Source organism: Oceanobacillus sp. B139/18 (assembly GCF_055524595.1).
Genome location: NZ_JBVFXI010000006.1, coordinates 84,330 through 110,994, shown reverse-complemented (window position 1 = coordinate 110,994; position 26,665 = coordinate 84,330). Strand labels below are relative to the sequence as shown.

18 protein-coding genes are annotated in these 26,665 nt (G+C 37.8%); 13 read left to right on the top strand and 5 right to left on the bottom strand.

Going from position 1 to position 26,665, the window contains the following annotated elements:
- The first annotated feature begins 165 nt into the window (after positions 1 to 165).
- The 6 genes from ACZSMY_RS17120 to ACZSMY_RS17095 all read left to right on the top strand — a co-directional run bounded on the left by ACZSMY_RS17120 (position 166) and on the right by ACZSMY_RS17095 (position 9,675).
- The gene (locus ACZSMY_RS17120) at positions 166 to 1,833 is read left to right on the top strand and encodes a thiamine pyrophosphate-dependent enzyme (protein ID WP_465148030.1); all 1,668 of its coding nucleotides are present in this window, start codon (positions 166 to 168) and stop codon (positions 1,831 to 1,833) included.
- Between the two features lie 53 nt (positions 1,834 to 1,886).
- The gene (locus ACZSMY_RS17115) at positions 1,887 to 3,317 is read left to right on the top strand and encodes an NAD-dependent succinate-semialdehyde dehydrogenase (RefSeq protein WP_256705093.1); all 1,431 of its coding nucleotides are present in this window, start codon (positions 1,887 to 1,889) and stop codon (positions 3,315 to 3,317) included.
- Positions 3,318 to 3,410: 93 nt separating this feature from the next.
- A complete protein-coding gene (locus tag ACZSMY_RS17110) occupies positions 3,411 to 5,099 on the top strand; it encodes a dihydroxy-acid dehydratase (RefSeq protein WP_332094556.1) in 1,689 nt (562 codons plus the stop codon).
- A gap of 708 nt (positions 5,100 to 5,807) precedes the next feature.
- Complete coding sequence (locus tag ACZSMY_RS17105) at positions 5,808 to 7,133, top strand: gluconate:H+ symporter (RefSeq protein WP_465148029.1); 1,326 nt, start codon at positions 5,808 to 5,810, stop codon at positions 7,131 to 7,133.
- A gap of 171 nt (positions 7,134 to 7,304) precedes the next feature.
- Entirely contained in the window at positions 7,305 to 8,633 is a 1,329-nt protein-coding gene (gene gudD, locus ACZSMY_RS17100) for a glucarate dehydratase (RefSeq protein WP_256705090.1), read from the top strand.
- A 349-nt stretch (positions 8,634 to 8,982) separates the two neighbouring features.
- Entirely contained in the window at positions 8,983 to 9,675 is a 693-nt protein-coding gene (locus ACZSMY_RS17095) for a FadR/GntR family transcriptional regulator (RefSeq protein ID WP_379585534.1), read from the top strand.
- 174 nt (positions 9,676 to 9,849) lie between these two features.
- Here ACZSMY_RS17095 and ACZSMY_RS17090 read toward each other — a convergent pair whose 3' ends face one another.
- Both ACZSMY_RS17090 and ACZSMY_RS17085 read right to left on the bottom strand, forming a co-directional pair.
- Positions 9,850 to 10,455 (bottom strand): class D sortase, encoded by a 606-nt coding sequence (locus ACZSMY_RS17090; RefSeq protein ID WP_368900964.1) that lies wholly within the window; start codon positions 10,453 to 10,455, stop codon positions 9,850 to 9,852.
- A gap of 61 nt (positions 10,456 to 10,516) precedes the next feature.
- Positions 10,517 to 11,026, bottom strand: coding sequence for an excalibur calcium-binding domain-containing protein (locus ACZSMY_RS17085; protein ID WP_256705087.1), 510 nt, complete (start codon positions 11,024 to 11,026; stop codon positions 10,517 to 10,519).
- Positions 11,027 to 11,599: 573 nt separating this feature from the next.
- Here ACZSMY_RS17085 and ACZSMY_RS17080 point away from each other — a divergent pair.
- The 5 genes from ACZSMY_RS17080 to ACZSMY_RS17060 all read left to right on the top strand — a co-directional run bounded on the left by ACZSMY_RS17080 (position 11,600) and on the right by ACZSMY_RS17060 (position 19,086).
- Positions 11,600 to 12,385: a MurR/RpiR family transcriptional regulator gene (locus tag ACZSMY_RS17080; RefSeq protein ID WP_193064616.1), complete on the top strand. Its 786-nt coding sequence runs from the start codon at positions 11,600 to 11,602 to the stop codon at positions 12,383 to 12,385.
- Between the two features lie 256 nt (positions 12,386 to 12,641).
- Positions 12,642 to 14,054 (top strand): glycoside hydrolase family 1 protein, encoded by a 1,413-nt coding sequence (locus ACZSMY_RS17075; RefSeq protein ID WP_193064617.1) that lies wholly within the window; start codon positions 12,642 to 12,644, stop codon positions 14,052 to 14,054.
- Positions 14,055 to 14,596: 542 nt separating this feature from the next.
- Positions 14,597 to 15,994 carry a PTS transporter subunit EIIC gene (locus ACZSMY_RS17070; protein ID WP_465148028.1) on the top strand — a complete coding sequence of 466 codons (1,398 nt, stop codon included), beginning with the start codon at positions 14,597 to 14,599 and terminating at the stop codon, positions 15,992 to 15,994.
- A gap of 107 nt (positions 15,995 to 16,101) precedes the next feature.
- Entirely contained in the window at positions 16,102 to 17,550 is a 1,449-nt protein-coding gene (locus tag ACZSMY_RS17065) for a M81 family metallopeptidase (RefSeq protein WP_465148027.1), read from the top strand.
- Positions 17,551 to 17,676: 126 nt separating this feature from the next.
- Entirely contained in the window at positions 17,677 to 19,086 is a 1,410-nt protein-coding gene (locus ACZSMY_RS17060; RefSeq protein ID WP_042529730.1) for a M24 family metallopeptidase, read from the top strand.
- A gap of 519 nt (positions 19,087 to 19,605) precedes the next feature.
- Here the strand turns inward: ACZSMY_RS17060 and ACZSMY_RS17055 are convergent.
- Positions 19,606 to 21,390 (bottom strand): DNA ligase D, encoded by a 1,785-nt coding sequence (locus ACZSMY_RS17055; RefSeq protein ID WP_193064620.1) that lies wholly within the window; start codon positions 21,388 to 21,390, stop codon positions 19,606 to 19,608.
- Positions 21,391 to 21,480: 90 nt separating this feature from the next.
- Here ACZSMY_RS17055 and ku point away from each other — a divergent pair, with 90 nt between their 5' ends.
- Complete coding sequence (gene ku, locus ACZSMY_RS17050) at positions 21,481 to 22,338, top strand: non-homologous end joining protein Ku (protein WP_341173276.1); 858 nt, start codon at positions 21,481 to 21,483, stop codon at positions 22,336 to 22,338.
- Positions 22,339 to 22,584: 246 nt separating this feature from the next.
- Positions 22,585 to 23,883 (top strand): S8 family peptidase, encoded by a 1,299-nt coding sequence (locus tag ACZSMY_RS17045; protein WP_042529735.1) that lies wholly within the window; start codon positions 22,585 to 22,587, stop codon positions 23,881 to 23,883.
- 262 nt (positions 23,884 to 24,145) lie between these two features.
- On the opposite strand, the gene ACZSMY_RS17040 is transcribed toward ACZSMY_RS17045, so the two are convergent.
- Positions 24,146 to 25,606 carry an APC family permease gene (locus ACZSMY_RS17040; RefSeq protein WP_193064655.1) on the bottom strand — a complete coding sequence of 487 codons (1,461 nt, stop codon included), beginning with the start codon at positions 25,604 to 25,606 and terminating at the stop codon, positions 24,146 to 24,148.
- A 280-nt stretch (positions 25,607 to 25,886) separates the two neighbouring features.
- Positions 25,887 to 26,609: a GntR family transcriptional regulator gene (locus tag ACZSMY_RS17035; protein ID WP_465148026.1), complete on the bottom strand. Its 723-nt coding sequence runs from the start codon at positions 26,607 to 26,609 to the stop codon at positions 25,887 to 25,889.
- Positions 26,610 to 26,665 lie beyond the last annotated feature (56 nt).

Genomic DNA, 26,665 nt, shown 5'->3' with positions numbered 1-26,665 from the left:
TTATTGACAAACAATTATTAATGTCTTACAATTAAAATCAAATCATTAAAAAACTTATATTGCAACCTTCAAATATTGCTAATCAGGAGGAGGCAGTACATGGAGTTAATATTAGAAAGAAATTTTATGTGATGAATTAAAAATAATAGCAAAGGTGGAAAAGAAATGACACAAGTTAGTCAGAGCGATACTAAAGTAGAGAAAAGAACTGGTGGTCAAGCGATTGTTGATGTTTTGAAAAAAGAAGGTGTAACGAAAGTTTTTGGCGTTCCTGGAGAAAGTTATTTGAATGTACTGGATGCTTTTTACGAAGAAAATGAAATCGATTTCATTTCTGCGAGACAAGAGGGTGGCGCCTCATTTATGGCTGAAGGTTATGCGAAAGCTGCAGGTGATGTAGGTGTTTGTACAGCAACAAGAGGCCCGGGTGCAACGAATTTGTCGATTGGGCTACATACTGCGCAGCAAGATTCTACTCCTCTTGTAGCATTGATTGGACAGGTTGAACGTCCGTATAGAGGCCGTGAGGCATTTCAAGAAGTAGATTTTGTTTCATTCTTTAAAGATTTATGTAAATGGACAGTAGAAATCGATGATGCTGACCGTATCCCGGAAATTCTGCACCGTGCTTTTCATGTAGCACGTTCAGGAAGGCCTGGGCCAGTGCTGGTTTCATTGCCAGAGGATATGCAAGATGACATTGTAACTAGAGATACACATGAACCAATAAAGGTAACTATGATTCGTCCTGATGCAGATGCAGTACAAGAAGTTGCCGAAGAACTAAAAAATGCTGAAAAACCAGTTATTATTGCTGGCGGAGGCGTAATTCTATCAGAAGCTACTCAAGAGCTTGTTGCATTAGCAGAAGCCATGCAAATTCCCGTAGCTACAGCGTTTAGACGCTTCCATGCGTTCCCGAATTCGCACCCAAATTATATTGGTGCATTAGGGTTGGGAGCTAGAAAGTCTCTGAGTGAATATATTCAAGATAGTGATCTTGTTTTAGCGCTTGGAACTAAATTCTCGCAAATGACAACAGATGATTATTCTTTAATAAATGAACAAAATAGCCGTTTGATTCATGTAGATATTTCACCAGATACTTTGGGGAGAGTTTATACACCGTCATTACCTATTGTTTCCGATGTAAAGGAATTTTTAAAAGAGCTTCTTAACGTGATTAAACCGGAAGAAAATGTGGAGCGTCAAAAGAAAGTAACAGAAGCAAACGAAAAGTATACACAATTTTCAACACCTGAATTAACGGATAATAAAGAATACGCAAATATGAAATCAGTCATCCATTATATTCAAAATGAACTGCCAAAGAATACGGTTATTACAAGTGACGCAGGTAACTTCTTTTCGTGGATTTCCCGTTATTTCAAATATGATGAAGGGGGGGCGTATTTTGGACCTACATCAGGAGCGATGGGTTACGGGATGCCATCGGCTATTGGAGTGAAAGTAGCTCATCCAGATAAAACAGTCATTTCTATTTCAGGTGACGGCGGATTTATGATGACTCCGCAAGAATTTGAAACAGCTGTACGCTATGATATTCCTATCATCTCTATTGTTGTAAATAATAATATGTTTGGAACTATCCATACGCATCAGGAAGCGAAATTCCCTGGACGAGTAGTGGGAACAAAATTGACAAATCCAAACTTTGCAGAATATGCAATTAATTTTGGTGGACATGGTGAAAGAGTTGAAAAGAATGAAGATATTGCAAGCGCATTTGAAAGAGCGATTGCATCTGGACTTCCGGCATTGATCGAAGTAATGACTGACCCAACAATTTTATCAGCAAATCAGGAACAATAATCTAATCAAATAATTTTCTGCATATGATGCGGGGATAGAAAAGAGGAGATAAGATGCTTTATATAAATGGGACATGGGAAACTTCAGAAGATAATTTAGAAGTGACTAGTCCAACTACTGGTCAACTTCTTGGAACAGTCGCAAAAGGAGGAGAACATGAAACGAAGCTCGCAATTGACGCTGCGAGAAAAGCTTTACCTGCTTGGTCTAAACGAACTGCAAAAGAAAGGTATGATTTTTTAAATCGCGTTGCGGAAATCTTACGTTCTAGAACGGATGAGATTGCTGAAGTAATTACAACAGAAATGGGGAAACCTGTGCAAGAGTCAAAAGCGGAGATTAGTTTAGCAATCGATTATTTAGAATGGTTTGCGGAAGAAGGAAGACGAATTTATGGAGAAACCATTCCTGCATCGTCTCCAAGTAAACGTTTATCGGTTATCCGCCAACCGATTGGAGTTGTTGGAGCGATTACACCATGGAATTTTCCAATTGCAATGATTACAAGGAAGATAGCTCCAGCCATGGCTGCAGGGTGTACTGTTGTATTGAAACCAGCTTCTTCCACGCCTCTTACAGCTGTAGAAGTCTTTAAGGCCTGTCATGATGCAGGAGTTCCGGAGGGAGTAGTGAACTTACTTCATGGATCTGCAAGTAAGATCACAAAAGCATTAATGGATTCTCCTGATGTGCGTAAAATTACATTTACTGGTTCTACTGAAGTAGGAAAACAGCTAGTAAGACAATCTGCAGATACGATGAAAAAGCTATCACTCGAGCTTGGAGGACATGCACCATTTATTGTATTTGAAGATGCTAATCTAGAGCAAGCTGCAGAAGCTTTAATTGCTAGTAAATTTAGAAACGCGGGTCAAACATGTGTTTGTACCAATCGTGTTTATGTCCATGAAAGTATTGTGAAGCCTTTTTCTGAATTGTTTGCAGAAAAAATAAGGAAATTAATAGTCGGTGATGGACTGAAGCCAGGGGTTACAATTGGACCATTAATCGATAATAATGCAGTCAATAAAGTAGAAAAACAGGTGCAGGATGCAACAGAAAAAGGAGCAGAAGTATTAGTCGGCGGGAAGCGACTTGCCGATGGAGAATACGCAAAAGGCAACTTTTTTGAACCAACACTTTTAGTAAACGCAACACATGATATGAAGATATCATACGAAGAAACATTTGGACCTATTGCTCCTATCTTTTCGTTTACAACAGAAGAAGAAGCGATAGAGCGGGCGAACAGTGGTGAATACGGTCTTGCTTCTTATATATTTACGAAGGATGCTTCTAGAATTGTAAGAGTCAGCGAAGCTTTGGAATATGGGATTGTAGGCATAAATGATCCTATGCCAACTGTTGCCCAAGCTCCGTTTGGCGGAGTGAAGGAATCAGGCATCGGTCGAGAAGGCGGCAGGCAGGGAATTGAAGATTATTTGGAATACAAATATCTTTCTTTCCAATTAGATGAACAATAACTGTGATAGTAAATACATGCTAAGCTCGGGATTCAAACCTGTACGGCAGTGCTTGCATCCTAAGATGATAATTAAATGGGAGGAGAGATGACGATGAAGAAATCAAATGCATCGTATGGTGATGAAGCGTTTAGTGAGTTTTTGAAAATGGCTTTTAGAAGGCACTTGGGGCATGACGAGGAAGATTATGAAAAACCAGTTATTGGAATAAGTAATACATTTAGTGAAGTAAACCGGTGCCACTCCCATATACAGCCGATGGTAGAAGCTATTAAACAAGGAGTTATTATGGAAGGCGGCACCCCTTTGGAATTCCCAATCATGTCAGTAGGGGAGATGTTTACAAGCCCAACAACGATGTTATATCGGAATTTAGTTGCAATGGATACGGAAGAGATGATTACCGCACAACCAATTGATGGAACTGTTTTGATTGGCGGCTGTGACAAAATGGCGCCAGCCCAATTGATGGGGGCAGCAAGTGCTGATAAGCCTGCTATTTTATTTACGGGCGGACCAATGAATAATGGGAAATATAAAGGAAAAACTTTGGGAGCCTGCTCTGACTGCCGTTTTTACTGGCAGGAATATAAAGCAGGTACGGTAGATGAAAAAGAAATCAATGAAATCAATAAACAGCTGGCTCCAACTGCTGGACATTGTATGGTGATGGGATCAGCAAGTACAATTGCTGCTTGTTCCGAAGCTTTAGGTATGATGCTTCCAGGAGGCGCGGCAGCACCTGCAACAGTTAATGAACGTATGCATATGGCAAGAGAAACTGGGCGGGAAATTGTTAGACTAGTGAAAAAAAACATTAAACCGTCAGATATTATGACGAAGGAAGCATTTGAGAATGCAATCAGATTATTGATGGCTATTGGCGGTTCTACAAATACGGTCATACATCTGACAGCAATGGCAAAAAGACTTGGCATTACATTGAATTTAGATCAATTTGAAAAAATAAGTAAAGAAACACCATTTATTGCTAATATGAGACCAGCTGGTAAGTACCAAATGGAGGATTTATACCATGCTGGCGGGATACCTGCCGTTTTAAAAGAATTAGAGCCGCTTTTAAATGTGAATGAAATGACGGTGACTGGAAAAACAATGAAAGAGAATCTATCTTCTGTAACTATTGAAGAGGTGTATCGCGATATAATTAAACCATTGGATAATCCGTTGCATGCAGATGGAGGAATTGCTGTTTTAAGAGGTAATTTATCACCAAGTGGATCGATCATTAAACCAAAGGCAGTCATCGATAAAACATTGATGAAACATAAAGGAGAAGCTGTTGTATTTACTTCATTAGAAGATATGGAAGCAAGAATAAATGATCCGGATTTAGAAGTTACAAAAGATAGTGTACTTGTTCTCCAAAATGCTGGTCCTGTTGGAGCGCCGGGAATGCCTGAAGCTGGAATGATTCCGATACCTGGAAAACTATTAAAACAAGGTGTTCGTGATATGGTTCGTTTATCGGATTGTCGAATGAGTGGTACCGCTTTTGGAACCGTTATTCTACACGTGGCACCGGAAGCAGCTGTAGGTGGCCCAATTGGATTGATAGAAGACGGCGATATAATAGAGCTGGATATTGAAAATCGCATTTTGAATCTGGATGTTTCAGATGAAGTGCTTGAAAAACGTAAACAAGGTTGGCAGAAACCTGAGTTTGATGATGAAAGAGGTTATAAATGGCTCTATCGTAAACATGTCTTGCAAGCAGATGAAGGTTGTGATTTCGATTTTATGTTGCCGACAAAGTCCTGATAAAGTCCTTTTAATATCCTGCTTGAAAGGTTGAATAGGCTGATAGTTAAGATATAGCAGAGCCGTTATTATAGCAATGTATGGGTAACCGTTACATGTTAATTATGAATGAGTTTTAAGTTTTACACGTTTTGAGTCAGACTGGGACAAAAGGTAATATTAGATTCAAAAGAATAATCAACAAATAAAGCAAAGTATATTTCTAAAGTATGTATCTGTACAATATATGGCTTGAAATTACCTGGTATAAACACCTTTGTCCCCAGTCCATATTTATTTAAAAAGATATATGAATTCCTCCCAAAACAAAACTATTGTATATATGTATAATAGATAAAATTTAATATCTCTTTTATGTATGCGGTTTCGAGTATTTTTAGGATTACTGATTTTTTTAATGCTGAAGAGATTACATTTTCAATGAAATATTTAACGTAATACCTTTTCTGCATTTTAAGAAAGAATGAATAAAGATGTACGAATTATTACATATTTTGTTGGAGTATAAAATTTGTTTTTTTAGATGTAATATTACAATCTACTAATTTGTAACTATACTAGGTGTTCAATTAATAGAATGATAACTAGAGCTTTAAAACAAACCAATTACATAGGCGATTCGTTTGAGCATCATGAGCATGAAATTAGCAAATAAATATACTGCAACATGATATAGAATCAATTTATCTTTGTAAGGAGTGTCAAAAATTGCCTTTGTTGATTGTTGCGTTAGGTGTTGTGTTTCTTTTAATTTTAATGATTCCATTAAAGTTTAACGGGTTTATAGCATTAATCTTAGTAGCCATACTAGTTGGACTATTAGAAGGAATGCCATTAAATACTGTAATGGAATCTATTTCAGATGGAATTGGGGGACAGCTGAATGACCTTATTCTGATACTTGGGTTTGGAGCAATGCTGGGTAAAGTTATGGCAGATAGTGGTGCTGCTCAGCGGATATCCAATACTTTAATTGGTAAGCTAGGAATCAAGCGCGTGCAGGTAGCGATGCTGATTGTATCGTTTATCCTTGGTGTTACCATGTTTTACGAAGTAGCTTTTGTCTTATTAATTCCTTTAGTTTTCACTATTGTTCGTCAAACAAATTTGAACTTACTTTATGTTGGATTAACGATGTCAATCGGTTTATCAACAACACATAGTTTTTTACCGCCACATCCTGGTCCGGCAGCAGTCGTTGGGGTATTTGATGCAAGTATGGGGTTAACCCTCCTGTATGGCCTTATTATAGCTATTCCAGTAGGAGCATTGATTGCTTTATTATGGCCGAGATTAAGTATCGTAAAAAAGATGAATCCATCGATTCCTGACGGACTAATAAGTAGAAAAGAATTTAAAGAAGAAGAAATGCCGAGTTTTAGTGCAAGTGTTATATCAGCGCTTATTCCTGTTTTTTTAATGGCAGTATTAGGGGCTGCTGAAATTGCTTTACCAGAAGGCCATCCTTTTTTGAATGTTATGATGTTCTTTGGATCAGCACCAATTGCATTATTAATTGCGTTATTGCTTTCTTTTTATGTCCTGGGGATAAGAATTGGCCGTTCATTAGAAGATGTCATGCAATCATGTGTTGATAGTGTTAAACCAATGGCAATCATTATATTGGTCATTGGAGCTGGAGGAGCCTTTAAACAGATACTTGTAGATAGCGGCGTTGCTGATTATATTCAATCACTAACAGATGGTTGGGCAATTTCCCCCATATTACTTGCATGGTTGATTGCTGTTATTATGCGTACTGCTCTAGGATCAGCTACTGTAGCTGTAATGACAGCTGCTGGTATCGTACTTCCACTTGTTGAATCCTCGGGCACAAGTTTAGAAATGATGGTTCTTGCTGTTACCACTGGCAGTATTGCGTTTTCACATGTAAATGATCCAGGTTTCTGGTTATTTAAAGAATATTTTAATCTCACAGTAGCTCAAGCAATTAAGGTTAGAACGACGTACACCACTGCATTATCCATATTGGGACTGATTGGCGTATATATTTTGAATATGGTTATAGGTTAGTCTTTTCTGAAAATAGGATTGTAAATAATTTAAACCCAAATTTTTAGGAATATGAAGGGCAATCAGCTTTCTAGAAAGAAGGTCTTGCAGATTGCTTATGTATAAATGTATTTCGTCATATAGCTAGCAAAGTATTTTTAAAATAAATAATATAAAGGGAGATTGATAATCATGAATACACCAACTGTTACACAAATGGAAGTATACCCAGTAGCTGGAAAAGATAGTATGCTATTGAATTTAAGCGGTGCGCATGCGCCATACTTTACTAGAAATATAATCATTCTTGAAGATTCAAGTGGTCAAAAAGGGATTGGAGAAGTGCCGGGCGGGGAAAAAATACGTCAAACATTGGAAGACTCAAAACAATTGATTATAGGAGAAACTATTGGTAATTATAAAGCTGTACTGAATAAAGTTCGAAGCACATATGCTGATCGGGATGAAAGCGGCAGGGGTGCACAAACTTTTGATTTAAGAACAACAATTCATGCTGTGACAGCAGTAGAAGCTGCATTTTTAGATTTATTAGGCAAGCATTTAAATGTACCTGTTGCAGCACTTCTTGGTGACGGTCAACAGCGTGATGAAGTGGAGACACTTGGATATTTATTTTATATTGGCGATCGAAATAAAACAGATTTACCTTACGAGTCTGGAGACAATGCTCAGAATGATTGGTACCGGTTACGCCATGAAGAAGCATTGACACCTGAAGCAGTTGTGCGATTAGCGGAAGCTTCTTATGAATTATATGGATTTAAAGACTTTAAATTAAAAGGTGGAGTGTTATCAGGAAGCGAGGAAATAGAAGCTATTAAAGCTTTAAAAAATCGTTTCCCTGATGCTCGTATTACACTGGACCCTAATGGAGCATGGTCACTTGATGAAGCCATTTCATTATGTAAGGATATGCATGGAATTTTAACATACGCAGAAGATCCGTGCGGCGCTGAAAATGGATATTCCGGAAGAGAAGTGATGGCAGAGTTCCGGAAAGCTACAGAGTTGCCAACAGCTACAAATATGGTTGCAACAGATTGGAGACAGTTAGGACATGCGCTGCAACTAGACAGTGTTTCAATCCCATTAGCAGATCCGCATTTTTGGACAATGGAAGGATCAGTAAGAGTTGCGCAGTTATGTAATGAATTTGGTTTAACATGGGGTTCGCATTCAAATAACCATTTAGATATTTCTCTTGCAATGTTTACTCATGTAGCAGCTGCTGCGCCAGGGAATATTACAGCAATTGATACGCATTGGATTTGGCAGGAAGGGATTGAACGTTTAACTAAAGATCCTTTTAAAATAGAGGGAGGTAAAATTGCTGTTCCGAATAAACCAGGTCTTGGAGTAGAAATTGATATGGAGCAAGTGGTGAAAGCTAATGAAATTTATCATAAAGAAGCGTTGAGTGCGAGAGATGACGCAAAAGCGATGAAGTACTTAATTTCTGGATGGGAATTTGATAACAAGCGTCCATGTCTTGTGCGATAAGCGTATCCTGAAACTGTTAAAAGTAAGTTTTTTAAAGAGGTTATTAGAAGTATTGGAATAAAAAATTAACAAAATGCAGGTTTCATTAAATACCAAAATTAGCTGTTGAATATTGCTGATTTTGGTATTTTTGTATGCTTACAAATGTTTAATCCATAGCCGGTAGAAAACTTATTTCAATATAGTGTATAATGGCATTCAATAGTTCTATATAAAAGATATGCATTTTTATAGTAATAAATTTCCACAGAATATGGATGTTTCTGAAGAGAAGGGTTATATCAGCATTCAATTTTTTGATCAATATAATGATTAGTACTGATAAATTATCTACATTAAAGAAAGGAAGATTGACTTGGTTGAATTTAATAAGAATCCGATACAAAGAAATACATTATCCAAGCAAGTTTTAGAACATATTATTTCTATGCTGATGGATGGACAACTTCACCCTGGAGATAAGCTTCCATCTGAATTAACATTAATGAATGACCTTGATGTGAGCAGGCCGGTATTAAGAGAGGCGCTTAGCTCTTTGGAAACATTAGAAATTGTTAAGCGGAGGCCGCGAGGAGGGACATACATAAATGAAAAGGTTGGAAGCAGCCCGTTTAAAGCAATGTTAGCATTGTCAATCAATAACATCCCAGCTATTATCGAAGCTAGAATGACGTTAGAATTAGGACTAGTAACAATTGCGGCAGAGAAAATTACAGAGGAGCAGCTAGAGGAGTTGAGGGGGACAATTGATAGCATTAAAGCAAATGTAGATAACAACTATGGACAATATGATAAAAAATTTCATAGTATAATTGCTGAAAGTGCAAATAACCCTGTAGTAGAGGGTATGATTGATTCTTTATTGATGGCTCATGAAAAAACGGACAGCCTTATACCATTTCGTGAACCTCAGATAACAATTGATTACCATACAGCGATTTATGAAGCATTAAAGAACAGAGATCCAGTTCAATCATTTAAAGAGATGTATAAACATCTTAGTTATGTCCGCGAAAAAATCTTGTCTAGAAATGATGTATAGATTCTTTTTGTATATAGAATAGAAAAAGTAATAATGACAGTTAAATGAATTACTTATACCTTACTGTAGTAACTTTTCTTTTTGGCTAAGCAGATTAATTAGAATGTGTCTATCTCACTCTATAAAATTATCTCTGCCAAACACCATACAAGGGCGGATCAGTTTTCCGCCCGTTCACTCCACAAGCGTAGCTTCTATAATATAACGATCAGGCGCATACCCGATAAAATCAAACGGATAGCATGTTGTCAGCGTCAATGTCGGCTCCTCTTTCTCGACAATCACAGTACGATCCGCTGCATCGGTAATCCATGTCTTATTAATTTCATATTCAAAGGTCTCGCCATTGTAATGGACTTCCAATATATCCCCTTGTCCAAGCTCATCTAGACCAGTAAAGACAGTGTCACGATGCCCGGATAGTACCGTATGCCCGCCTTCGCGGTTTGGAACTGTCGTCCACTCACTTACATACATCCCCACACCTTGGTCAAGGGTGCGTTCATCCGCTCCCCAATATGTCGTAAAACGTTTATTCATAGCTGGAATATCTAGCATGGCTATCTCTGAACCGGCGTCTACCTCATAATTGAGTGTGGATGGATTAACTGTCTCTTCCTCATCACTTTTTTCTGGTATATTAATAGCTGCTGCCTCAGCCGTTTCTGACTTCTCTGGTATTTCCTGAACCGATTGCGTTGCTTGAAAGTAATTCCAGCCGCTATAAACAACAACAAGAAAACCAATCGCAATCAAGAGCAGCGATAATTTTCGAATCATTTGTTTATCCCCCTTACATGAGAGAAAGGCAGACGATTGAGCCGTCTGCCTATCTAACATTTTATTGACGCTTGCGCAAGCCAAGTCCGCCAAGAATCATTGCACCTAATCCACCTAGGATACCAAGTGGTAATGCTGTTGCGGTGTTCGGCAGCTCGCCGCCTTCTTCATCAGAGGAAGCAGATTCATCTGAGGTTGCTTCATCATCTGATGATGAAGCTTCTTCTGTAGACGTAGCATCTTCTGATGATGTTTCCTCTTCAGATGCAGCAGCATCTTCAGAGGAAGTAGATTCATCAGTAGATGTGTCCTCAGAAGCTTCTTCTGATTCGTTTGCATCGTTATTGCTGGCAGTAGAGTCGCCTTGAGGCAAGTTCTCACAAGCAATACCGTCTTTATCTCGGTCCAATCCATCCGGATCACTCGGATCGGCATCTAAATGTGCCTGAGCTTCTGGCTGCGTGTCAAAATCAGAACAATTCAGATCATCTGCAGCAAAAACCGATGGCGTTGTACCGAACATAAAAAGAACCGCAAGAAAAGCAACTAGCGTTAAACGTTTCCCTTTCATTTTGTTACCCCCTATATGTATTTTTTTAGCAGTAGTTATAAAATGATTCTATTTTTATAATAGTTTCTATCAAAAAATAACTACTATAACTAATGTAACATAATAGTAATTATATTGTAAAATATTCTTAATTTAATGAAATAATAAACTGTCAATTTATTAATAAAGTAATAACTATCTAGCTTATTTGTGCTTTTTAATAAACCCAAATAAATCTTCCATCATAATAATTTTGATGCCGATAGAAACGGCCACTGGAAACGAGTGAAGAAAAAATCTTTTGAATGGTATAGAATAAATAAAAAAAACTGGAACAATATCTTGAATTGATATGTGTTGTTCCAGGGTTTTTAGTGTAATGGGAGCAGATAAAAAGTCAATATAGTTCTTAATTTAGTAACGAAATCTCTTTTTATTTTCAAATTTCGGATTCCACCCCGTATAATAGAATTTATAGAAATAAGAACATATTTTAAATTCTTTGGGTATGTTAATAACTATATTAAACTCCAGTATATTATTTTCAATAACAAAAACAGTAACATTATTATATGGTAAGTGACGGTGAATAAAATGAAAATAAATAATTTAGGTTTATTAAATTCCTTGTCTTTCATCATCAACTCAGAAAATCCAGAAAATACCGATTATACATTGGCTCATTTTATTTTGAATAACTTATATCGTATTTCTTCCGTCAGCATATGGGAAATGACGGAGGAATGTTTTACATCCAGATCTGCAGTGAGAAGGTTTTGTTTAAGGTTAGGATATGATAATTTCAGTTCATTGAAGAACTCCATTTCCAAGCTTGTTTTTCCCAGTGATTTAAGACATCGGGACATAAAAGCAGAGCCTGACTATCGCATTCATATAAAAAATCTAGTTGATGAAATGATTACTGACATTGACGAACAAATAACAGACGAGGATATCAATTATCTTTGTGAGTTAATCAATCAGGATGTAAATGTAGTGATTCTGTGCGCAAACAATACGAGTGGCAATGCATTAAGATTTCAACAAGAGCTGATGTTTGCCTCAAAAGTGATTCATGTTATTTCTGGGTCATTCACCACGAATGAAATTCTGAAATTACTTCATGAAGAAGATGTCATTATTACCATCTCTGCATCTGGTAAATTTGCGGAGTTGTCATTAGAATTTGTTCAGAGTTTAAAAGGACATAAATTTCTAATAACGGGAAATAAAGCGGAGAAACTGAAGAATAGCTATGATAAAACTTTTTATATTAGCAAGGATGGTTTCTCAGCTGATTATTTAGGGATTTATGGAAAGTACGGGATTACTTATATTCTTGATTTATTATCGATGCAGTATTTGTCATTGTATACTTGACTATGCTGTTTATTTTCAAAAGCCTTCATAAAAAAACTTAGTAAATCTGTTTAGCACATTTATAGCTTGTTTAAATTGCTGGATAAAAAGGATACCATGTCAAAGCCTTGCTCTATGGAGCGGGCTTTTTGTTTTCCATATTGGTAACCATGGCAATTTTACGATGGTTCAAATTCTGAACCACTTCGTTTTTTTGAAAGTGCTAACATTGGATTTAGATGAAGGTTATTCATCATTATTGCAGGGAGGTATTTAAATGAAACAAGTACATGACAAGTTTCTATGGGGTTCTGCTACAGCAGCATATCAATGTGAAGGAGCCTGGGATGAAGATGGAAAAGGTCTGGGTGAATGGGATGTCTTTAACCACAACAGTTCTTTAAATATTAATCAGGTAGATGGTGATATCGCTTCTGATTTTTACCACAAATATAAAGAAGATATCGACCTGATGGCAGCGGGTAACCAAAACACCTATCGATTTTCTATCTCATGGGCGAGAATTATTCCACAAGGTGTTGGCGAAGTAAACCAAAAAGGAATTGATTTTTATAATCATGTCATCGATTATTGCCTGGAAAAAGGGATTACTCCGAATGCGACGTTGTTTCACTATGATTTGCCATATGAATTGTCTCAAATTGGCGGTTGGGAAAATAGAGAAATTATCGATGCCTTTGATGCGTACGCGAAAGTTTGTTTTGAAAATTTCGGAGATCGGGTGAAGATTTGGTCTACGGTAAATGAACCAAGGTATTATGCTTATTGCAGTTATGTGGTCGGTAACTACCCGCCAAACTACAAGCTGGATTTTAATCGTTTCTGGAATGTTCTCTACAATCTGATGTTAGGCAGTGCCAAGGCCGTTGATACTTACCGGAAATTAGGCATGGATGGCCGAATCGGTATTGTTCATGATAACGGGAATGTTGAATTGGATCCTGCAACAAAAGAAAAAGATGCAGTAAGGTTAAGAGCGGATGTTTTTTATAATCGCATGGTTCTGGATACAAGTGTATTTGGGAAGCTTCCAGAAGAGTTAGGTGAAGTGCTTCAGGATTGGGGAGTTGACCCAAGCTTCGTCTATCAAGAGGACGTTTCTGATTTTGCGAAAGGTAAAGTAGATTATATTGGCTTGAACGTCTATAACCGTCAATATGTAACCGATTATTCTGAAGGTGAAACAGAAGTGTTCCATAATAACAGAGGGAAAGGATCTAATTCAAAAGAAGGGATACGCATTAAACATGTCTTTGAAAGCTCCTTTGATCCTCATGTTAAAAGAAACCTCTGGGGAAGAGAAGTTTATCCTAAATGTATGTATAATGCTTTGATGGAAATCAAAGAAAAGTACGGGGATATTTTAGTATATATTGCGGAAAATGGACACGGACAATATGAAACACCTGATGAGAATGGATATGTAAATGATGATAACAGAATCGAGCTATGTGGAGATTTTATTCATTACATGTTAAAAGCGCGTGAAGAAGGCGTGAATGTACAGGGTTACTATATGTGGTCCACGATGGATTTATACAGCTGGATTAATGGCTATGAAAAAAGATATGGGCTTGTCCGGATCGATTTTGAGAATGATACGAAACGGATACCGAAAGCAAGCTACTATTGGTATAAAAATCTAATTGCGGAAAACAGAGATATCTAAAAACAGTTATTTGTTTGCTGATGGATGATGGAAAGAAATAGAGTTTGGCGGGCATGAAAGTGAAGGGGTAAAACCTGTCCATTTGTTTCTAGTGTGATGATGCATGTCCGCTTAAGCTCTTTTTCAAACGGAATGGTATAGTCTATATATATAGTGAAATAAATGAAAATAACAGAAATAAAATTGTTGTCCTTGATAAATCGTATGGTGATTATAAAGCCGACTTAGATGTGCTTAACTATGTAAGCGGTATTTTATAGACAGGTAAAAGTCTACAAGGGAATCGATGTTATGGGTTTGGCTGCTCCGCTATCGAATTCCCATCTTAACCTAAAATAACTACACAGCCAGAAGAATCGATTTTATTTATAAAAGGTTTGATTGTGAAAATGTTAACATATTAATTTGTTCAGACGTCAATAGGACTTAAATTTTGTTTTAGTACCACATTGTTGGATTTATCGCGGAGAATCGTCCGTAAAAATCCCGCTGAGTGAAATTTTGTTTTATTAATAAGCAGGCAGAAATGGAGGGAATAAAAAATGAAATATGTTGAGATGTCAAAACAAGTATTGGAGCACGTTGGCGGTGTAGATAATTTAAATTATGTTGAACACTGCGCCACTAGACTTCGTTTACATTATAATAACGAGGAACTGATAAACGAGGAAGCATTAAAAGGGATTGAAAATACGTTAGGTGTCATTAAGAAAGCTGGCCAAGTGCAGATTATCATCGGGCCTAATGTTAATGAAGCATACAACGATTTTTTAGAGGTGTCTGGGTGGAAAGAGGGGCAAAATAACGAAGCAGGCTCTGCAAAAGAAGCGGAAGAACCGCAAAAAATGAGTTTTATGAACTATTTAAACAAATTTGGTAATTTTATGGCTGCCGTATTTATGCCTATTGTTCCAGCACTGATTGCTGGCGGAATCATTCTTGCCGTTAAAAATCTATTAATCAACTATTTTGGTTTAGACATGGAATCTGGCACTGCAGTCATTATCGATGCTATTTTCAATGCAGCATTTACCTTCTTACCAGTTTATCTAGGATTTACAATGGCGAGACGTTTAAAAATGGAACCTATTTTGGGAGCAGTATTGGGAGCGTTGCTTGTCAGCTCGAATATTAGCGGTCAAGAAGGGCTAAGTTTTTTAGGAATCGGAATTCCAGCGGTGGACTATAGCACCAGCGTATTACCAGTTATGCTTGGTGTTGGGCTTATGTATTTCGTGGACAAATTCTTTAAGAAGGTTATTCCTGAAATCGTCATCTATTTTTTGAAACCGCTATTAACGATGATTATTGTTGTACCAATAACATTAATCGTGTTAGGACCTATCGGAACCCTTTTAAGTGACTATGTGGGTTCAGGGATTACAACGTTAATGAGTACAATCGGCGGACTGGCGATGCCGGTATTCGCTGTGGCTTATCCTTATATGGTTATGTTTGGATTAGATAAAGCGATTATGCCAATCGGTTTTAACAGTGTTGCAACGATTGGATATGACCCTGCCATTATGGTTATGGGGTTCATCTCCAACCTGTGCATTGGCGGAAGTGCTTTAGCAGCAGCTACTTCCATAAAAAATGATAAAGCGAAGAAGGGTATGATTGTTTCTTCTGGTGTAACCGCACTTTGCGGGGTTACAGAACCCGCTTTCTACGGTGCTTTGATTACGCGGCCTAAAATATTAATAGGCACTGCAATTGGAGCTGCAAGTGCTGGTTTGGTTGCTGGTATATTTGGATTGAAAAGCTATATTATGGGTGGAACCCCAGGGTTATTTACTGCGATGTTCTTCATTGATAATCAAGGAGGATTAGGGAATTTATTTTTAGCGGCAATCGTAGGAATTGTTGGGGTGGTTGTCTCCTATATTTCCTGCAGGATTATTATTTCAAGAACGAAATCAACAGAGAAGGCTGAATAAAATAAAGATTTTTCATTGGAGATAAAAAGATTTACTAAATATATCCGGGCCTTGAAAGGCTGGAAGGAACGGATATATTTCTTAAAAAAGTTGATGAGGTGAAATCGATGAAAGTTTTGATTGCACGATTTATTCTTGAATCGAATGCCAATATTCCGTATAAAAGTAATTTAGAGGATTTTGATCTCTTATTTGGAGAGGATTGCATTCGGGAAATGAAATGTAAAGATGTGTTTGCTAAAAAAGGTGTGGAGATAATTCCTTCCATTTATGCTGATGCATCAGCTGGCGGCGTTTTAGAAAAAACGGCATTTGATTATATTGAAAAGAGAATCTTGGAAGATATTAAAAAGCATATTCATGAAATTGATGGGATTTTTCTTCATTTACACGGGGCGAGTGAAGTAGAAGATTTGGAAGGCGGATCTGGGGATCATCATATTATGAAGATGATTCGCAAGCTGACAGGCCCTTATTTGCCAATTGCGGTAGTAAGTGATCCGCATGGTAACCTGTCTAAAGCGTATGTAGAAAGTACCACACTGATTCGCAGTTATCGCGAATCTCCACATACAGATATTAAAGAAACAATTGAATTTATTTGTGAAAAGCTCGTTGATTTGTTGGAGCAACGTCAAAATATTACCCCAGTATATCGTAAATTATCAATGATTTTAGGCGGAGAACAAAGCGTCTCCGCAGATGAACCAGTAAAATCGATTAATCAATATATGGATGAATTAGAAGCGGATTCAAGAATATTAAGCTGTTCCTGGCATGTTGGGTATATTCGTCATGACTGTGATGTTGCAGGGTGTGGAATTGTTGTTATTCCTTCAACAGAGGCTGATCAGGAATATGCAGATCAAATTGCGGATCAGTTGGCGGAATATGTATGGAATAAACGTTATGAATTCCATTATACTGGCTTAACTGCACAGCCGGAGGAAGCAATGAAAATGGCATTAGCGTGTGAAGGAAAGCCAGTGTTCATTACGGATTCAGGAGATAATGTAACATCGGGATCGGTAGGGAGCAATACCTTTATTTTACGTCAGGTATTACATCTTGATAAAGGTCATAACAAACGGTTTTTATTTGCCAGTATTCATGACGCAGAAACCTTAGATAAGCTGAAAAGCTATGAAGCGGGGGAAGAAACAAGCATTTCTTTGGGAATGGATATAGACGAATTATCCGCAAATGTAAATTTAGATGTTGTTATTAAAGCGAAAGGATATTTAGCTGGTTATGCTTATGTGAGAGAGGGGAACTTTGGTGATTGTATAACCGTCAGAATCAAGGATAAACCGATAGATATCGTTGTTTCAGGAAACAACCATCCGTTTGTTGAAATTGAACAGTTTCATGCGGCTGGTCTCGATTATAGAGACTATGATATTATCATTGTTAAACAGGGATATATTTTCCCGGAATTAAAAAAAGAGGGGAAATTAAATATCATGTCATTAACGCAGGGGGCAACGCTGCAGGACACAGCAAAACTTCCATTCAAGCGCATTATGCGCCCCATGTTTCCTATTGATGATATTTAGAAAGAGCAAGAATGGTACTACCCATTGCTAAGAAACAAGGTAATGCACAGGATTGGAATAAATGCATGTTCCTCTGATTAATAAAACCAATCAAATAAAAACATGTATACATTGGAGGCAAGTTAAATGGAAAAACAATATGATTCTAAAAAAGCACAATTAATAGAAATGGATGCTCCTGCTCCAGATTGCACAGGGACTCCAATATTGCTGGATGATACAACGATGCAGCAACGAAGAGAAAAGATATTAGATGAGATGCGTCACGATGGATTGGATGCGCTGCTGGTTTACGCGGATGTGGAACATGGCGGGAATTTTGAATATTTAGTTGGATTTATTCCTAGATTTGAAGAGGCTTTATTAGTCCTGCATGCTAATGGAGATGCTTTTCTGGTCTTGGGAAATGAAAACTATAATAAAGTACAATTTTCGAGAATTCCAGCAAAAGGAATTCATTGTCCGCATTTTTCCTTGCCTAATCAGCCGATGGAGCCTCACAGTAAGATGTCAAGTGTTCTTCAGGAAGCCGGAATCAAGGATGCAATGAAAATTGGAATGGCTGGATGGAAGCATTTTACCAGCCAGGTAGAGGATAACCGGACTTTATTTGATGTTCCTTCTTTTATTGTAGATACGGTTCGGGAAATGGTCGGGAAGGAAGGTTCTATTACGAACCATACAGATATCTTCATCGGCGGGGATCGTGGCGTTCGCAGGGTGAATAATGCGAATGAAATGGCTCATTATGAATTTGGGGCATCCCTGGCAGCAGATTGTGTCTTGCGTGCGATAGACAAGCTGGAGGTTGGCATTTCTGAAATGGAATTAGGAAATGAACTCCATGCCTACGGTCAAAAAAATAATGTCGTCACGATTGCATCAACGGGTAAACGATTCGAAAACGGTAATTTATACCCAACTTCTAAAAAGGTTACACTAGGGGATGCCATCTCTTTAACCGTAGGATATAAAGGCGGATTATCGAGCAGAGCAGGATATGCTGTTATGAACAGCGAGGATTTACCGGAGAGTAAAAAGCATTATATAGAGGATCTGGCAGCACCGTACTATACTGCAATTACAGCTTGGCTGGAGAATATCCAAATTGGAATGCCGGGCGGGGATATGTATAAGCTGATGAACCATGTTTTGCCACAGGAAGCATATCACTGGGGACTATGTCCAGGACATTTGACGGCGGATGAAGAATGGCTATCGTCGCCAATCTATAGGGATTCAGAGGAAGTTATCAAAAGCGGCATGATTTTTCAAACAGATATTATTCCGCGTGTTGATGGATACGATGGTGTTTCGGCGGAAAGTACAGTAGCCATTGCGGACGATGTGTTAAAACAGGAGCTTAGAGATCATTATCCGGCACTTTGGGAACGGATGATGAAAAGAAAAGCGTATATAAAAGAGACGCTCGGCATCCAATTAAGCGAGGATGTTTTACCGTTATGCAGTATGGTTGCTTATTTACGGCCATATCTGTTGGATAAGAAGCTTGCGTTTTATTATGATCATGACTGATAAAGTTGAATCATTGCGCCTAAATTTTTTGAAATATTTACAGCAGCAACGTGGAGTGAGTTTTAAGTATTAGAAAGAAAGGTAAAAGAAAACAAACGATATGGTGCCTTATGCTCTGAGTATTAAGAGATATGAAAATTTATTCTTTCTCAAAAAAGAAATGAAATAAAATACTATAAAAATGAGATGTAACTATCCAGTAATAATACAAAAGGGATTTTTTCGGGAAAATATAAATTTAGGCAATAGCCTGTCACCAGTTCTTTGACAGTGTCAGGCTATTTTATTTCTCCTAGTAATGTTTTTCATTCTTCTACTAAGGATTCAAATGTATAAATATGATAAGAAAACAAAAAAGACGCCCGTTATGCAAATCGGGCATCTAATTTTTAAGTTACTATCTATCAAAGGAGTTGCCAAATATCCCATGGACCATTTTATGTCCGTAACTCTGCAATTGTGATTATTACTTATAATAGATAATGTAAATAGCGTTAGAATGGAATCAGAAATAGGCTTTTAATTTTTAACCATTTTCAACACTTTATCTAACTTTTGTTTGCTACCCGTTTCGAAATATCCAGCGAATGGACATCCGACCTCTTGTAGACGTTCTACTGCATTTCCAATTGTAAAGGCTGTTGGTTCTAATCCCTTATGGACTTCATTCCAATATAAAGGCATAGAAACTGTACCCTCTTTTGTCATCCTTGGCGAATAAGGAGCAATCAATGTTTTATCTTGACCGTGTTGAATATAGTCGATGTACAAACGTCCTTTTCTTTTTTTCTTTAATCGTTCTGTCGTAAAATCGTTTGGAAATGCTCTTTCTAATGTTTTTGCTACCGTCTCGGTAAAAAAAACTGTCTCGTCGTATGTCATGCTCCCCTCTCGAATAGGAATATATATTTGTAGCCCTTTGTTTCCAGATGTTTTCACGAAAGATACAAGATTTAAATCATCTAATATCTGCTTTAATAGCTTGGCTGCTTTTACTGCTAAAACAAAGTTCTCTCTGTCAGGCGGGTCAAGATCAAATACAATTTCCAAGGGTGTCACTTGTCCAATTCGTTGAAAAGGAACATGGTATTCGAGGGAACCATGATTTGCTAACCAAACTAAACTTTCTAACTGATTGCATACAATTAAATCATCAGTAGCATCAAATGATAAAAAGTCCGGTGCATAATTCGGTATACTTTTTTGAAAGAACGATTTTTCTTTTATCCCATCGGGACAGCGAATAATTGTTAAAGCGCGTTGTTTTAAAAATGGAAGCATCCAAGGTGATATTTCTCTGATATAAACTAAGAGGTCTTTCTTTTTAAAAACATCTGGCCATAAGTATTTATCCGTGTTAGAAGTCTCGATTGGAATTTGAGCCATGTCTAACTGTAATTTATCCAATGTGCATTCAGTATATGAAGTGTTGGGGTTAATACTCTTAAAATTAGGTTCTCTCAACTCTCCCTTATATAAATCCAGTGTATTGATCATGCTGGCTATTGCAGGAGGTAGATGATAACTACCCTCGACTAATTTCCCTTGCTCTTTAAAAAGTTTTTGTACTGTTTCAGACGATTCTTTAGATAAGCCATGTTTACATGTACCGATACGTATTAAATTATCGTTATCTAATACGTTCACAGCAAAATAACCATTACTTGGGTTATACTCTGTTAAAATGCCTTGAATAACTCTCCAACTTTTAATCTTAAACCAATCATGATGGTTTTTACCTTTTTGATAAGTGCTGTCTTTTCGTTTTGCAACAATACCTTCGCACTTTGATGCTGAAATGACTTTCTGGATTTCTTTAACAGAAGAAAATATTTCTACACATTTTAAAACTTCGTTATCGGAAACTGGCTCTAATAATTGATGAAGAATTTCTTTCCGTAAAGATAAATTATTATTGGTAAGTTTCTTGCCTCTTATTTCCTCGATGTCAAATGCCATCAATGCTGCAGGTCTATTACTTGCCTGTTTTTTTATACGGTCAATGCTTTTCGTCCTGCCACGTGCTTGGATTTTTGCAAAATTAGCTTGGTAGCGATGATTTAATATGACAAGTTCGCCATCTATTTTTAGTGGTAATTTGCTATTAAAGTAATCGTAATTATCATTGCACCAGTTAATAATTTCAGGAAACTTATTAGAGATATCCAGGTTATTCTTACTAGTTAAAATAATATTTTTATCAGTCCAGCTTAGTTCACAGCGAAACCCATCATATTTAACCTCATACAACCATTCATCCCCTTCTGGTATATCTGTTCTTTCTATTGGTTTCATCCAGTCCATATATAATCACCTCTTTTTAAATAGGATGCCTCATATCTTTGTATAAAAAACATACAAATCAGCAAAATAAATCAAAAAGGAGTGAACGGAATGCATACGATGTGGAAAGGAACAATCAGTTTTGGTTTGGTCAATATCCCTGTCAAAATGCATGCCGCTACTGAAAATAAGGATATAAAACTGCGGCAGTTGCATAAGAAATGTAAGATGCCTATTAAATATGAAAGGACTTGTCCAAATTGCGATAAAGATGTAAAAAGTGAGGATATTGTAAAAGCGTATGAATACGCAAAAAATAAATTTGTTATATTGGATGACGAAGAATTAGAAGCACTAAAGAAAGAGCAAGAAGACAAAGCTGTAGAGATTGTTGATTTTGTTCAATTGGAAGAAATTGATCCTGTTTATTTTGAGAAAAGCTATTACCTATCACCTAGTGAGGGCGGCTCAAAAGCATATGCATTGCTAAGAGAAGCGCTAACAGATACTGGTAAGATTGGAATTGCAAAAATGATGATACGCTCTAAAGAACAGCTTGCTGTAATCAGAGTGTATAAAACTGCGATAGTAGTTGAAACAATACATTACCCGGATGAGGTTCGGGGAGTTGAAGATGTACCCAATGTTCCTAGTCAAGAATCAGTTGGTAAAAAAGAGCTGGACACTGCCAAGCTTCTTATAGAACAATTGACGACTGAGTTTGAACCAAAAAAATATAAAGATAATTATCGAACAGCACTCATGGAATTAATCGAAGCCAAGAAAAACAATGAAGAAGTTGAAATTGGTAAAGATACCAAAGAAAAGCCGGATAATGTGGTTAATTTAATGGATGCGTTGCAGGAATCGTTGGATCGTGCTAAAAGTGATAAGCCTAAAACAACGAAGCCGAAAAAGAAAACGACTACTGCCAAAAGGGATGCAAAGACAAAAAAGGCTACTTCATAAAAGGATACCAGTCCTTAATATCGGGGGCTGGTATTTGTTATCCTGTTATTTTAGAAGAAGATGATATACAGTCGATGTTAGGCAATAAATCCGTTTTGCTTTAACAAATTTAAATGGTAGTTTACAATAAAACTACTGTATATTTATTTAAAATCTTCTAAAAATAGTAAACCTGTCCGATTGTTTTCTATATTCTTCAGTGGTAATCTATGTATGCAAAATAAATATTTTACGAGGAGGAGTAAGATGAGCAAACGGAAAAAAGTATGGTTCGAAGATGCCGGACATAAACTTGACCCTGGCTTAGTGGAACAATTACGAAATTCTCGGAAAGTAACTAATCAAGAAACCAACAACAATGAAATCCCCATTATCGTTTATTTAAGAAAGAATTGTGAGCAAGGAAAAAAAGACGACCTCTTAAAAGTATGCAACGTTGACTCCCATAATAAACTAGGCAGAGAACTCCACAGTATAAATGCTATAAAAGGACATCTAACACCGGATAGAATTAAACAAATTAAAGACCATGAAGCAGTAGATCGTATTTTTTACGATCGGATTGTAACCTCCTTTTTGGATATTGCCAGTGAGCAAACAGGCGCTGCAAAAGTAAGAGAACAGCTTGGATTAACTGGAAAAGGCGTTACGATGGCAATAATTGATACAGGTATTTATCCGCATGAAGACTTGACGACCCCTGCGAATCGGATTGTAGCTTTTCAAGATTTTATAAATGGGGAAAATGATCCGTATGATGATAATGGACATGGGACACATTGCGCAGGAGATGCTGCAGGAAATGGAAGTGCCTCCAATGGAAAGTATACAGGCCCTGCACCAGAAGCTTCTATCATTGGAATAAAGGTTCTGGATGAACAAGGAAGCGGGAGGTTATCCACCATAATTGAAGGCTTGGAATGGTGTATCGACCATAAAGAAGCGCATCATATTCAGATTATCTCGCTTTCGCTTGGGGCTCCGGCGTATGAATCATTCCGGGACGATCCTTTATCGCTAGCTGCTCAAGCTGCATGGCATGAAGGAATAGTTGTCGTTGCTGCTGCTGGAAATAGCGGACCTAGTGCAGCAACTATCAGTACACCAGCAATCGACCCATTTATTATTACAGTAGGTTCGACAGATGATCAGAACACGTTAGAGCGTGCGGATGACGTTATCGCAGAGTATTCTAGCAGAGGCCCTACGATTGATACGCTCGTTAAACCGGATGTTTACGCCCCAGGCACCAACATTATTTCTTTGCTGGCTTCAGGATCGGCAATTGAATCGGAACTGCCAGAGATGGTTATCGATGAAAGTTATATTCAATTGTCAGGTACCTCCATGGCAACACCAATTTGTGCAGGGATTATTGCTCTTATGCTGGAAGCTAATCCGAATCTTAGTCCGAATGATATTAAGAGTATCTTAAAAGCAACCTCTCATCCAACGCTTGATGACGTATGGGGATATATTGAAGCAGAAAGTGCTGCTCGTATGGCGAAGAATTACCAGCTCTCAGCTCCATCTGAAGCTTTGTAGGAAAGTCAGGTTAAGCAATGGGACTGGGAGAAAAGCTGATATAAAAAACAAGGTATTTTATGCTGCGGAAGATGCCGTATTTCATGATTCGGCTCTAGGTATATGCCGGAGTATGCATCTGTCACCAATACCAATCGATAATATTGGTGTTGCTCCATTCTTCTTACTATAAAATAGAAGTGAATAATTTAATTCATCACACAAGAACGGAAAAAGGATTTTCAAACCTTCCATTTGAAAATCCTTTTTCCGTTCCTGCTATTTACTCATCCTTCTCAATCTCAATTTCTTCCTTCCCGAGAATATAATAACTCAATTCTTTCTCCGGAATCTTCTTGAGATCTTTGCGCTTGATCAGGTAAAAGATAATCCCCAAAATAATCCACGCAGCTAAAGCAATTCTGGACTCTACTCCTAAGAATGCAGGAGAGCCTGGAATAAGCAGCAGTCCAAGGAAGATAATGCTGGCAATCATCCCAAGAATAGCGATAATTTTCTTCCGGGGAGCTTCAATATGTTTTTTCTCGTTAAAGGTGTGATCCTTTTTCATTTTAAATAAGGTAGAAGCTGCATAGCATGTATAAAAATAAGCAATGGTTACACCGATGGAGGACATGTCTACCACCCACATCAATGCTTCTCTTCCGAACCATGGTGACAGCATCGCAACAATTACTGCGAAAATGATGCCCCAGTATGGCGTTTTATATTTCGGATGAAGCTTGGAGAAGCCTTCCGGAATAATCTTTGCCCGGGACATGGCGAACAATAGGCGGCTGGATGAGATGATAAAGCCGTTCAACCCAGTAAAAATTCCCATTGTCAATGCGACTGCAAGGATGGCTAACCCTAAAGGTCCGAGCAGCTCTTCAACAATATATCCGGTTCCCCAGATATGATTTTCTTCTACAACGCCTTCCCATGGGCGAATCATGGAGGTTGCTATAATCATTAAACTGTATAATGTAGCTGCAGCTAAAATAGCAAAGACGATTAAACGAAATGCTTTATGGGATGGGAAATCAAATTCCTCTGCAGCTTGCGGAACATTGTCAAAGCCGACATAAGCCCATGGAGCAATGGCAACAATGGAAATAATCGCAGCAATTGCTGTTGTTTCTGGCGGGAACATTGGTGTAATATTAGAAAAACCTGCACTTGGCTGGATGCCGACGAGAAGCAGCAGAATAAAAATAGCTGCAATCATAACGATACAAAAAACGAATTGCATACTTCCTGACAGGGTCGTTCCTCTAATATTAAAAAATCCAAATAAAGCGAGTAAAATGGCTGCTACTAAAATTTCGGTCAAATAGACATCCCAGCCGGCAATCTGATAAAGCGGGATATTTTCAATCAATCTTGGAAAGATAAATTTAATCATCAGCGCAAATGCAGATGCATTCAGTGCCACGATGCAGATATACCCTAAGGTTAAAAACCATCCGGAAATAAAAGCATGCGTCCTGCCGAGACTGACATAGGCATAAGCGAATTCTCCTCCGGAAACGGGAAAGCTTTTTATCAGAAACCCATAGCTGACGGCAATCAGAATCATGAGCAAGGCACCGATAAAGAAGCCGATTATTACTCCGAGCGGTCCGGCGGTGGACATCCAATTGATTGGCTGCACAAAGGCTCCCCAGCCAATGGCTGATCCTAACGCAATCGCCCAGACCCAATGCGGCTTGAGTGTTTTGGTCAGTGTCTCTCTCTTTTTCACTTCTCTCATAAGTTAATCTCCTTCGAATATGGAATGGTATGAATTTTTTCTGAATGATAGACGGTGTTATTTTGAAAAAAATTGTCTGTTTTTGACAGATTAAACCGTATAAAACCCTGCTATCCGTATAAAGGCAACGAAGGCATTCAGCCAACAGATTGGTGAATGCCAATTTTGCTAATATACATAGGTATACCCCATATTTTATACGATATAACATCGTCTTCTCAAGATGGTTAGAATGTCCGTACCAGTTAACGCGAAGGAGAGGATTATGTCATTATTTGCTATTTCTCGACAATTTTATTTTGAAGGAATACATATCTGCCCGATAAAAAGCTCTCTCAAATTCGACAAAACCGTCGTTTTTATCAGTGATTTTTCTTTCTGCAATCATGATGCTTGACCCCTCCGGAATGTGCAACAACCCCGAATCACTTGCTGTGGAAACTCCCGCTCTGATTTCCTGCTCTGCTTGAAAGGTTTTGACTTTTAACTCCCTTTCCAGCAGCTCATAGAATGTCTCCTGATCCAAGTTGAATTGTGCTAATTTCTTTCCTAAGGCAACGGGGTAATAGTGCCTTTCGATTCCCATATGAATATCATTAGCGAATCTTATTCTTTTAAAATGGTGGGCCTTTTCCAGCTTGGTAACTTTTTTTAACCTTCCGAATAATTCAATTTCTTGCGATGTAATCAGTTTTGCTCCTGGAGTCATTCCCATCTTCTCCATATTTTCAGAGGTGCTGCTGAGACTTCCAAGCCAGTCATTAATGGTACTTACCGCAATGAAGGTTCCTTTTCCAGGCTTTTTCACTAAGATGCCTTCCAGGACAAGCTGCTGGATGCTTTGTCTGACAGTACTTCTGTTGACGTAATATTCATCCATTAATTCTCTTTCGCTGGGGATTTTATCTGCATAACGGCCATTATATACGTTCTGCTCTATTTTTTGCTTTAATTGGACATGAAGCGGAATGGAATTGGTATAGTCTAAGCTCATTGTTGTCCCTCCATTGGTTTTGTCATAAAAGCCTTTGCTGTTGATTGTTTAGCTAA